The organism is Ralstonia sp. UBA689 (assembly GCF_002298975.1).
Lineage (GTDB): Bacteria > Pseudomonadota > Gammaproteobacteria > Burkholderiales > Burkholderiaceae > Ralstonia.
Window position 1 is genome coordinate 1 of the sequence record NZ_DBMV01000030.1, and the last position, 11514, is coordinate 11514.

Sequence of the window (11514 nt, forward strand, 5' to 3'; positions counted from 1 at the left end):
TCATCAGCCGACGCTCCGATTCACAGACGAGCCGAGGTGGACGCGCTTTAGCCACGAGGCATCGCCGCCATTGGTGATTGGTCCTTGCAATCTCATCCTGCTATTTCCCGTTCGGTGCTTTCGCAAGTAATTGCTCCCACACGGTGGGATGGATGCCTTCTTCGCACGCCGCCATGGAGCTACTGCTACGCATCCGCTCTTCCAATGCGATGCGAACATTGCTGTGTTCATCGAATGCGGGGCCGTACCGATAGGACAGTTCGCAAAAACGCAGCCGATCAGCAGGTTCGGTCAAGCCCCATGCCGCAGCTTTCTGGTAGCGATGCAGGAAGTTTGTGAACCGAGGAAGGTAAGGGCCATCCTGCGGTGCGATGCCGTTTTCTACCAATGCGGCGAGCAACTGATCAGGCTCGCAGTGCTCCACAAAGCGATCGAGTTGTTCTTGCGTGAGTTGAATGGGGAGTGGGGCGGTTTGCGTGGTGCAACCATCCGCGGGCCCATCAATACGCTCCCAGGTTTCGCTGTGGCCTCGGTACTTCCACTGCTCGATGGGCCACATAAGCTTGTCGCTGATCTCATCGCCCCAGACTTCCATTGTGACCAGCAGGTTGCGTGGGTCGTAATAGCGGATCAGTGCCGTCATGCCGTCGCCAATGTCGGCAATCAGGAATTGGCGTAGATGCTTGGCAAGCGCGTCGATGTCAGCACGGCTCCAGATCAAGGTGAGGCATGGAGCCTGCAAGTCCATCGCATCCAGCTCGGCCAGCCAGGGTGCGTCGGCGTCGGTTACGTGCGCGAGGAAGAGCGATGCGTCTCCGGCTTCTTCTTCGGGCAGGCCGGCGTAGACGTTGCGAAATTCTGTGCCGGCTTCGCGCAGCAAGGCGGCCAGGCGCAAAGGATAGGCAGCGCCATCCGCCAGCACGTAAATATGAACGGGAGTTTCGTTTCCTGACATTGCATTCTTTGCGAGGGGCGAGAGTGATTCCGGCTCGCTGTGACCGAGCTACACCAGCGAGCCGGAGGGCTTGCTGGGCGCGTTAGTCGTCCTGCTGCGCAAAGGTGCCGGTGTCGGGAACGTGCTGCACCAGAGCCGGATCAATGACGAGCGGTTGGGCCGCCTGGATATCGCGCGTGTTCTTCTGCACGGCGATTGCGCCAAACAGCGCAAGGGCAAACGACATGCCGTAGAAGCCCTTTTCGCTCAGGGCAAGCGTGGCGTTGAACAGACCCACGCACAGCAGCAGCACCGCAAGAAGCACGGAAACCCAGCTCAGGCCGTAGTAAATGCCGGTGACGGGGATACCTTCGAGCCTGTCTCGCACGCTCTTCTGTACGGACACAGCGGCAAAGAGGCCGTAGACGAGTACCGTGAAGTAGTAGCCGCGTTCATTCAGTTGCATGTTGGCATTGAAGAGCCCAACGAGGAACGCAAGAAAGCCGGTGAGCAACGCCGCCCATGAGGCTGCAACAAAGGCAAACGACGGTTGATGTGCTTGATAAGAATTTCGCATGATGAATTCAACGATGGTTGGAAAAAGCGGGGGGGGAATTAGCGAGGCACCACGGCGGTGTTGCGCGTGGCGGCCTTCAGCAGGCATTCAAGGCACACCTGCTTGGGCTTGAGATCGACCGGCACGCTGCTGGGGCCGGTGAGGTTCTTGCTGGCGGCGTAGACTTTCCACGCACCTTCGGTGCCGTTCTCGATACCGCCGGTGGTCAGCTTGATATAGCTGCCGCCTCCGTTGAGTTGCAGCTCCTGCTTGGCCTTGATGGTGATCTTCTCGGCGGTAGCGGTAATTTCGAGCTTGGCGAGCAGGTTGATCGAATCCTTGAGGGCCTGCACGTTGATGTTGCCGGCGGCCGCGACAAAGCGCATTCCCGCCGCGTAGACGAAGACGCGCCATGCATGGCGCACGCTGGCGAAGAATCCCCCAGCGGCTGTTACGGACACGTTGTCTCCGGTGGTGATGGCGAGATGCGTGCCGCTCTGTAAGTGGGTCAGACCCGGTGTTGAGGCGGCGATGCCGACAGGGCTGGTCAGCACGAGGTGAGGCGCAGTGAACTCTTTGAGCGGTCCTTCGCCTTTGAGCGCGGCGTGCTGCCGAGCCATGGCCTTGGCGATCTCTTTTTGCTCGCCATCTTGGGCATCCGCTTGCTGAGCGGCGTCGGCCAGTTGTTCGGTCTGTCGTTCTGCTTGTTGCAGGGCGTCCACCATGTCGCCCATGCTCAGGGCGTAGTCGCTGCCGTGGGTGCGCTTGTAGGTGGTCAGGAGCATGCCCATGGATGCACGCATGGCTCCCCACGCATCCGTGCGCAACTCGTAGCCCTCGCCGCGCTTGTTCTTGCGGCCTTGCCAATCAGGAATGGCGACGATATGGCCGAGCGCCAATTCCGATGATTGAAAGTCTGAGCCGATCTGCGCCTGCGGTTGCCCCGGTGTGTCGTCGGCCAGAATCTTGTTTTGGCGGCCGCCACCATGGCCTTCCCCATCTGGCAGTTCCTGGCTGGCAAAACCCGAGAGCGCCTGCATTTGCGGCAACTCCCACGGTGGCAGGTTCATCTTGTTGTAGACGCGCTCGGTGGCGATGAGACAGTCCGGGTCGCCATGAATGCCAATCACTAGAACCTCTTGCCCGACACGCGGCAGGTGCATGGCGCCATAGCGGTGGCTTGCCCACGCGTTGGCTACGCGGACCCAGCATGAGCTGTGCTCATCGTTGTTGCCGTACAGGTCATATGGCATCTGCACTTTGATGCGCCCATAAGCATCGGTGTGAATCGGGTGTCCTGCGGGGCCGACCACGCGCGCCTGGATGGGGCCAGACATACGTGGCTTGTGCTGCGTGCGTACGGGCCGAAATATTTCGTTGGTGGGCTGCACCTCGAATTCCACTTCACAATGCCATTGCTGGCCGGTGCCTGCGGCTTCGCCCACGTCTTCAATGCGCAGTTTGGTGCCGAAAATGAGGTATTCGCGGTTGGCTTCCTGTTCAAGAAAGCCGGTGAGGTGAAAAGTGCAGCCCGGCACCATTGCGCGCAAGTTGCCTTTGCCTCTGCCGCGCAGTCCGTGTTGGCGGATTTCCTCGATCCGAATGCGGGCGATGAACCGGCCTTCGTTCCATGGGTCGCTACCGGTTGTGGGCTGGCTGTGGTCGCCGGGGTATTCGTAGAGACTTTGCGTTGAATGCGCGGTGTCGCGCGGGTCGCGGTCGCGAATGCTCAGGTCGGCGCGCGGCTTGCCAAAGTCGTAGTCCGATGTACGCCACTCGCCCGCGACAAGCTGGTCAATGAGCTCGAATTCGTGGGCGTGCTCTTCGTCGATACGGTCTGGCGTGGCTTGCCAGCGGATCGTTTGATATGCGGTGCTTGAGTAGGGCGCCAGGCGTTGCCGACCGTCTGAATGGGCCATGAACCAGGAAATACCCCACTCTTGCGTGAGACGCTGGAAATAGGCGAAATCCGTCTCGCCATACTGTTGCTGAAACACCCGATTCGGGTATTTCCGCTCATCCAGCCGTTTTTCTACGGGGTAGATGTAATTTCCGAGCAGCGCATCCAGAATCTGAACAACGTTCTTGTTCTGGTAGATCTTGTAATCGGAGCGTCGCGTTGCAAGCCATAACCAGGGCCGCAGCGTAATGCGATAGGCGATGTGCCGGCCAGCGGGATAGGGGCCGCGCACCTGCGTGACGATACCGGTGATCTCACGCGTGCCCGCACCCGCACGGCCCTCTAAACCGACGCCCGAACCATCCAGCTCGATCTTGATCGTGACTTCGGTGCCCTCCAGGGCCTTCTTGTCGAGGTCGGCTGCGGGGCCGTAGATCGCATGACGCTCGTCTGGTGTGCGTAGTTCCAGATCGTATTCGAACAGTTCATTGAGGTTGTCCGTGCCGGATAGGCGCGAGAACACCAAGGTTGGTTGCCCCAGCAGCGTGGGCAGTGCCGCGCCTGAAACGGAAATGGTGCGCTCAGAAAGCGGTAAACGGTCGAGACCGTCCATGACGGGTGCTCCTCCTTTGGCAGGCAATCGACAAAATGAAATACGCGCAAACCTGCCGAAGGCTGCCAAAGGTGAAGCGGGAAATACATGAGACGATTCTGAAAATCGTTTCTAATTATCGAAATCAAAATTCAGAACCATTGATGCCAAATAGAACGTCGTCGAATGCGACGTTTATGCGCTGTCCCCAAAAGAAAACGGGCACCCGAAGGTGCCCGTTTTTCATGGTGCGTTGAAACGCAGTGCCAGTATCAGCCCAGCAGCAGCGCGTCGTCGTCCACCTTGGCGCCGCGCGTTTCCTCGAACTTCTGCAGCAGGTGCGGCACGTCCAGGCCTTTGCGTTCCTCGCCCTGCACGTCGAGGATCACGTTGCCCTGATGCAGCATCACCGTGCGGTCGCCGTAGTCGAGCGCCTGGCGCATGGAGTGCGTGACCATCATCGTCGTCAGCTTGCTTTCAGAGACGATCTTGGCGGTCAGTTCCAGCACGAAGGCCGCCGTCTTCGGGTCCAGCGCTGCGGTGTGCTCGTCCAGCAGCAGGATGCGCGACGGTTGCAGCGAGGCCATCAGCAGGCTCACCGCCTGGCGCTGGCCACCTGAGAGCAGGCCGATACGGTCCGTCAGACGGTTCTCCAGGCCAAGGTCCAGCCGGCGCAGTTGCTCGCGGAAGATCTCGCGCCACTTGCGGTTGGTCGCGAACTTGAAGCCGCGACGCTGCCCGCGGCACATGGCCAGCGACATGTTCTCTTCGATGGTCAGATTCTCGCAGGTGCCTGCCATCGGGTCCTGGAAGACGCGGGCGACTTTGTCGGCGCGCTGCCACGCATGCTTGCGCGTGACGTCTTCACCGTCGATGGTGATGCGGCCGCCGTCGACCATCTGGTCGCCGCTGATGGAGTTCAGGAAGGTCGATTTGCCCGCGCCGTTCGAGCCGATCACGGACACGAACTGGCCCGACGGGATCTCCAGCGACAGGCCACGCAGCGCGCGCGTTTCGATGGGCGTGCCCGGATTGAAGGTGAGGGTGAGTCCTTGTGCGCTCAGCATGTCAGTTCCCCTTGGAGCCGTTCTTGGCGAGTGCACCGAACACCTTGCGGCGCATGCCGGGCAGCACGAGGGCGATCACCACCAGCGCGGCGGTCACCATGTTCAGGTCTTGCGCCTGCAGGCCGATGAAATCACTGTTGAGCGCCAGGGCGATGAAGAAGCGATACAGGATCGCGCCCACCACCACGGCCAGCGTGGTCAGCACCAGGCGGCGTGCCGGCAGCACGGTCTCGCCGATGATGACGGCGGCCAGGCCGATCACGATGGTGCCGATACCCATCGACACGTCTGCGCCGCCTTGCGTCTGTGCGTACAGCGCGCCGGCGAGTGCCACCAGCGCGTTGGACAGCGCCATGCCGGCCAGCGTGGCACGGCCGGTGGCTACGCCTTGGGCGCGTGCCATGCGCGGGTTGGCGCCGGTCGCGCGCAGCGACAGGCCGATCTGCGTGGAGAAGAACCAGTCCACCAGCAGCTTGACCACCACCACCACCACGGCCAGCAGCACGGGGCGGAACACGTAGTCGGGCATCCATTCCGGCTGCAGCAGCGAGAAGACCGTCGGCTCGGTGATGAGCGGCACGTTCGGCTTGCCCATGATGCGCAGGTTGACCGAGTACAGCGCGATCATCATCAGGATACTGGCGAGCAGATCCATGATCTTCAGGCGCACGTTGAGCCAGCCCGTGATGAAGCCAGCAACGGCGCCTGCCAGCATGCCGAACAGGGTCGCCGTGAACGGATCGTGTCCGCCCGCGATGAGCGTGGCCGACACGGCGCCACCCATGGGGAAGCTGCCGTCAACGGTGAGGTCGGGAAAATTGAGGATGCGGAAGGAGATCAGCACCCCGAGCGCCACGAGGCTGAAGATCAGGCCGATCTCCAGGGCGCCGAGTAACGAAAACAGTGACATGACAGAGTAGGGCGCGGCGATTGGGCACCGCACCTGAAGGCAATGAACGGGGACGCTTGAGGGTAGAGCGCGAGCGCCCGGCCATTATGCGGCGGATAGCCGCGTTTGGGCGCGGGCTGACTGACCCGCGCCGGGCCGGCTCCGTTGGGCGGAGCACGGCCCGGCGCCTTGCGATTTACTTGATGATTTCCTTGGCGTCCTTCAGCAGGTCCGCCGACAGGGTGGCGCCTTGCTTCTTGGCTGCGCCTTCGTTCACGAACAGTTCCAGGTCGGAGCTGCCGGCCGAGGCGATGGCACCCGGCTTCTCGCCCTTCAGGATGCGCGCAACGACCTTGCCGGTCTGCTGGCCCAACTTGTAATAGTTGATGCCCAGTGCGGCGATCGCACCGCGCTTCACGCTGTCGGTGTCGCCGGCCACCAGCGGGATCTTAGCTTCGTTGGCCACCTTCACCAGAGATTCGTACGCCGACACCACGTTGTTGTCGGTGTTCGTGTAGATCACGTCAACCTTGCCGATCAGGTTCTTGGCGGCCGGGGCGATATCCACGGTGCGCGGCGCGGCGGATTCCACCAGCGTCATGCCCTGGGCCGGCAGCAGCTTCTTCAGCTCATTGACCACCACCACCGAGTTGGCTTCACCTGGGTTGTAGACCATGCCCACGCGCTTGGCGCCAGGCACCACGCGCTTGATCAGGGCGATTTGCTTGTCCAGCGGCAGCTTGTCGGACACGCCGGTCACGTTGGTGCCCGTCGGCTCCCAGCTTTTGACCAGTTGCGCGGCAACCGGGTCGGTCACGCCGGAGTAGACCACCGGAATGCTCTTCGTGGCGGCTACGACAGCCTGCGCCGACGGCGTGGCGATGGCGATGATGGCATCCGGCTTGTCACCGATGAACTTGCGGGCGATCTGCGCGGCGGTGGCGGTGCTGCCTTGCGCGCTTTGGTATTCCCACTTCAGATTCTTGCCGGCGTCGAAGCCCTGGGCCTTGAGTTCTTCCTTGGCGCCGTCGCGGATGGCATCCAGCGCCGGGTGTTCGACGATGGCCAGCACTTCGACCGACTTGGTGGCCTGGGCCAGCGCCGGGGTGGCTTGCAGAAGCGCCATCGGGATGGCAGCAAGGGCAGCGAGGCGGAAGGCATGCTTGAAGCTGGACATAAGGATCTCCTGTTTCCTTTTGGGTGGTTTCGCTCTGGCCGTGGGCGGGATGTGCCCGGGCTGGCGTGGTTGGTTTTCAGTATTTCTTGAGTGCACCGATGTAGTGCAATATCGGCGCGCGTGGGCGCACATTATGAGACAAATCTGACTGCTTTTCAGCAAACACTTCAAAAGAAGGCGTGCTGTGCCTGGGGGATTCCGATTGCGTGCGATGCAACCGGCCCATCAAATCAAAAAGGGGCACGCGGCCCCTTTTTTTGATTGCCCCAACGGGCTGTTGCTTACTGGATCTTCGCCTTTTCGCGCAGGTCCTTCAGCATGGACTGGAACTTGGTGCGTTGCCAGTTCTGGTCGCCCATCATCATCTCGAGCAGTTGTGGCTTGACGTCTTCGTACGACGGGATCTTGGCGTCGCGCGTGTCGTCCAGGCGGATCACGTGCCAGCCGAATTGCGTCTTGACCGGGGTCTGCGTGATTTCGCCCTTCTTCAGGCCGGTCAGCGCTGCCGAGAACTCCGGCACATAGGTGCCCGGGTTGGCCCAGTCCAGATCGCCACCGTTGGCGCCCGATCCCTTGTCCTTCGATTGGGCCTTGGCGATGTCTTCAAACTTGGCGCCTGCCTTGAGCTTGGCAATGATGGCCTTGGCGTCGGCTTCCTTGTCCACCAGGATGTGGTGGGCGTGGTATTCCTTGCCGTTGCCGAATTGCGCCTTGATCTTTTCGTACTGCTTGTGCAGCTCTTCTTCGGTGGCGGGGCTGTTCTTGACGTAGTCTTCGAACTCGGCGGCTACCAGCACGTTCAGGCGGGAGGCGGCGAGTTGTTCCTGCACGTCGTCACGCTCCAGCAGGCCACGCTTGGCAGCATCCTGTTCGATCAGCTCACGGTCGATCAGCATCTCGCGGGCTTTGTTGCGCAGCTCGGGCGAGTCGGGCTGGCCCGACTTCTTGATCAGCGCGTCCACCTTGGCGCTCGGGATGGCTTTGCCGTTGACCACGGCGGCGTTCTGGGCCATGGCCGGTGCAACAGCCGCAGCAAGGGCAACAGCCAGCAGGCTGGCAGTAAGGCTGGAAATCTTCATGGGATTGCGTTCGAGGGAAGGACTCAGACGTTTTCTTCGGGTGTGACCGCGTGGATCGCCAAGGCATGAATGGCAGCGGGCCACAGCGTGCGCAGCGCATCATACACCATGCGATGGCGCGCAACGCGGCTCTTGCCGGCAAAGGCTGAGCTGACGATATCGACGTTGTAATGTCCGCCGCCGGAAGCCGCACCGGCATGGCCGGCGTGCTTGGCGCTGTCGTCTTCAACGACGAGGTGGATGGGCTGGAAGGCCTCGCGCAGCAGGCGTTCGATCTCGCGCGGATCGGCGGCCATCAGGCGTCTTCCTGGGAGTTGGAGGCCGGGCGTTCCTGCATATGGCGCGCCAGCCAGATGCTCTGCACGATGATGAACACCACCATCAGGCCCATCGAGCCGAACAGCTTGAAGTTGACCCAGACGTCGGTGTCGAAGTGGTACGCCACGTACAGGTTCAGGCCGCCCATGGCGAGGAAGAACGCCGCCCACACCAGGTTCAGACGGGCCCAGAGCGGATCGGGCAGCGAGACCTGCTGCTCCATCATCGCGCGGATCAGGTTCTTGCGAACGATCAGCACGCTGCCCAGCAGCACAACGCCAAATAGCCAGTACAGCACGGTCGGCTTCCACTTGATGAAGGTCTCGTTGTGGAAGATCAGCGTTGCGCCGCCAAACACGCCGATGATGAGCAGTGACAGCCACTGCATGGCATCAACCTTGCGGTGCTTGAACCACACCCAGGCGATCTGCAGCACGGTGGCGACCATTGCGACGGTGGTCGCCACATAAATACCGGCCACCTTGAAGGCAGCAAAGAACAGGATGACCGGGAACAGATCGAACAGGAATTTCATGCGGGAGCGCGCTTAGGTGAGCAGATGCGGAAGATCAATCGCCGAAGTTTAGCGCAGCCGAGTTGATGCAATACCGTAGACCGGTCGGCGCGGGGCCATCTTCGAAGACGTGGCCCAAGTGCGCGCCGCAGTTTTTGCACTGCACCTCGATGCGCACCATGCCGTGCGAATGGTCGGTCTTTTCGGCGATCACCTCGCCGTTGATCGGCTGGAAATAGCTCGGCCAGCCGCAGCCGGCGTCGAACTTGGTCGACGATTCGAAGAGCGGGGTGCCGCAGCAGACGCAGTTGTAAATACCGCGGCCCCAGTGATCCCAGTATTTGCCGGTGAAGGGGCGCTCGGTGGCGGCTTCGCGGGTGACGCGGTATTCGATGTCGGAGAGCTGGTCGCGCCATTCGGCGTCGGTTTTCTTGACGGTCATGGTGATGAGACTCCTGGTTGGTTGCGACGGCGGCTTCATTGGCCGCCGATGTGGTTTTGTCGCGCAGCAGCGGCGATCCTGACAGGGCGCGATGAGAGCGTGGCATCAGGGCCTGCCCAATATCCAGCTGCGTGGCCCGATCTTGCCGCAGCGATGCTCGCCGTACCCGTGTACGGTTGCGCTTCTCACGCCAACCTCGGGCCGCTCGCTACGGATCATGAGGAGGTTCTCATGACGAGCAGCTCACCTCCAGCGATGACGCCCAATCCGGTGCGGGCTGCGCATAGTGCTCAAAGCCTGGGTGGTCGTCGAAGGGGCGGGCCAGCACGGCGCGCAGGTTTTCCACCTCGGAGAAATCCTTCTCCTTGGCGCGGCGGATGGCGATTTCGGCCAAGTGGTTGCGCAGTATGTATTTCGGGTTGACGCGCTGCATGGCGGCGGCGCGTTCGGCATCCGATTGCGGTTCGGCTTGCAGGCGCTGGCGATAAGCGGCGAGCCACACATCGGCGGCGGCGCGGTCGAAGAAGAAATCGCGCACGGTGCACGTTTCTGCCGCGGCGGGCGTGTCGTCGCGGCGCACGTCGGCGAGGTGGCGGAAGAAGAGCGTGTAGTCGGCGCGCTGGGTGTGCAGCAGCTTGAACAGGTCGCCGAAAAGTGTTTCGTCGGCATCCTGCGCGGCCGTCAAGCCGAGCTTGGCGCGGTAGCGGGCGTAGAAGGCGGCGCCGTAGGTGTCGCGGTAGACGAGCAGGGTGTCCTGTGCGGCGTCGATGGCGGGCTGGGTCTGGGCTTCGTCGCTCAAGTCGACCAAAATATCGGGATCTTCGCCGAACAGCGGCAGCAGGGCCTGCGCGAGGCAGAACAGGTTCCAGTAACCGATCTGCGGTTGCTGGGCGTAGGCGTAGCGGCCGCCGGTGTCGGAGTGGTTACAGATGTGGTTGGCATTGAAACCATCGAGGAAGCCGAACGGGCCGTAGTCGAGCGTGAGCCCCAGGATCGACATGTTGTCGGTGTTCATGACGCCGTGACAGAAGCCGACGGCTTGCCATTGCGCCATCAATTCGGCGGTGCGACGGGCGACCTCGCGCAGCAGGGCCAGGTAGGGTTGCGGCTCGTTTCGGCAAGCAGGATAGAAGCGATCGATGACGTAATCGGCCAGCGCACGCAGTTCGGGCAGCTTTTCGTTGGCGGCAAAGTGCTCGAAATGGCCGAAGCGCACGAATGATGGCGCCAGGCGCGTGACCACGGAGGCGGTTTCGATGTCTTCGCGGCGTACCGGGGCGTCGGTGCCGGTCACGCACAAAGCGCGCGTGGTCGGGATGCCCAGGCCAGCCATTGCCTCGGAGCACAGGAATTCACGGATGGACGATCGCAGCACGGCGCGCCCGTCAGCCATGCGCGAATACGGCGTGCGACCCGCGCCCTTGAGCTGGACTTCGCAGGGGCCGTCGCCTGTCTGCAGTTCTGCCAGCAGCAGCGCACGGCCGTCGCCCAACTGGCCGGCCCATACGCCGAACTGGTGGCCCGAGTAGACAGTGGCAAACGGGTCGCTCCATGTGGCGATGGCGTTGCCGGTGAATACGTCCAGCCCGGCTGGGGTGTCGAGTTCCGTGCGCGAAATGCCCAGCGGCGCGGCGGCGTCCGGTGAAAAGCCCACCAGATAAGGCGCTCCGAAAGACGACATTGGCAGCGGAGGCAGGCGAGTCAGGAAACGTTCGCCAAGTGTGGCGAATCCTGGGGCGGCGGCAGGGCGGCCCGGCCAGTCGAACTGGCTGATCAGTGAATCGTCAGGAAGGGCGGCGGGGGAGGTCGGCATGGAGCGGGCGAGCGATTAGCACAGGAAACAGCGCAAGAACAGTGCCGAATCGTCAAGAGTTGAGAATTCCGCAGTGCAGAAAAATGCTCTCTGCGTAGGGGAAAACGCCATGTTGAGACGCAGCAACGCTATCGCGTATTGTACTTGCCAGTAAAGAAGGCTGCAGCCTGTGAACCCTTGCACCACAACGGTTAACAGGGTTTTTCAGATGGCCGGGTAAACATGGGGGCCGA

General features: G+C 61.9%; 11 protein-coding genes. All 11 read right to left on the bottom strand.

Annotation, left to right across the window (positions count from 1 at the left end; genetic code table 11):
* Positions 1 to 100: 100 nt before the first annotated feature.
* A complete protein-coding gene (locus B4F51_RS13310; protein WP_296226234.1) occupies positions 101 to 955 on the bottom strand; it encodes a DUF4123 domain-containing protein in 855 nt (284 codons plus the stop codon).
* 82 nt (positions 956 to 1037) lie between these two features.
* Positions 1038 to 1511: an inner membrane protein YiaA gene (gene yiaA, locus B4F51_RS13315; RefSeq protein ID WP_296226235.1), complete on the bottom strand. Its 474-nt coding sequence runs from the start codon at positions 1509 to 1511 to the stop codon at positions 1038 to 1040.
* Positions 1512 to 1549: 38 nt separating this feature from the next.
* Complete coding sequence (locus B4F51_RS13320) at positions 1550 to 4003, bottom strand: type VI secretion system Vgr family protein (protein ID WP_296226236.1); 2454 nt, start codon at positions 4001 to 4003, stop codon at positions 1550 to 1552.
* 251 nt (positions 4004 to 4254) lie between these two features.
* Positions 4255 to 5049, bottom strand: a complete 795-nt coding sequence (locus tag B4F51_RS13325) for an ABC transporter ATP-binding protein (RefSeq protein ID WP_296226237.1) — start codon at positions 5047 to 5049, stop codon at positions 4255 to 4257.
* Between the two features lies 1 nt (position 5050).
* On the bottom strand, positions 5051 to 5959 hold the full coding sequence (locus tag B4F51_RS13330) for an ABC transporter permease (protein WP_296226240.1): 909 nt from the start codon (positions 5957 to 5959) through the stop codon (positions 5051 to 5053).
* 175 nt (positions 5960 to 6134) lie between these two features.
* A complete protein-coding gene (locus B4F51_RS13335) occupies positions 6135 to 7115 on the bottom strand; it encodes an ABC transporter substrate-binding protein (protein WP_296226241.1) in 981 nt (326 codons plus the stop codon).
* A gap of 281 nt (positions 7116 to 7396) precedes the next feature.
* Complete coding sequence (locus B4F51_RS13340; protein WP_296226242.1) at positions 7397 to 8194, bottom strand: peptidylprolyl isomerase; 798 nt, start codon at positions 8192 to 8194, stop codon at positions 7397 to 7399.
* 23 nt (positions 8195 to 8217) lie between these two features.
* A complete protein-coding gene (locus tag B4F51_RS13345) occupies positions 8218 to 8490 on the bottom strand; it encodes a BolA family protein (protein WP_296226243.1) in 273 nt (90 codons plus the stop codon).
* Positions 8490 to 9047, bottom strand: coding sequence for a septation protein A (locus B4F51_RS13350; protein ID WP_296226244.1), 558 nt, complete (start codon positions 9045 to 9047; stop codon positions 8490 to 8492). Before B4F51_RS13350 ends, B4F51_RS13345 begins: the two co-directional genes overlap by 1 nt.
* A gap of 34 nt (positions 9048 to 9081) precedes the next feature.
* Complete coding sequence (gene msrB / locus B4F51_RS13355; RefSeq protein ID WP_296226245.1) at positions 9082 to 9468, bottom strand: peptide-methionine (R)-S-oxide reductase MsrB; 387 nt, start codon at positions 9466 to 9468, stop codon at positions 9082 to 9084.
* 229 nt (positions 9469 to 9697) lie between these two features.
* Positions 9698 to 11281, bottom strand: a complete 1584-nt coding sequence (locus B4F51_RS13360; protein WP_296226247.1) for a protein adenylyltransferase SelO — start codon at positions 11279 to 11281, stop codon at positions 9698 to 9700.
* Positions 11282 to 11514: the final 233 nt, after the last annotated feature.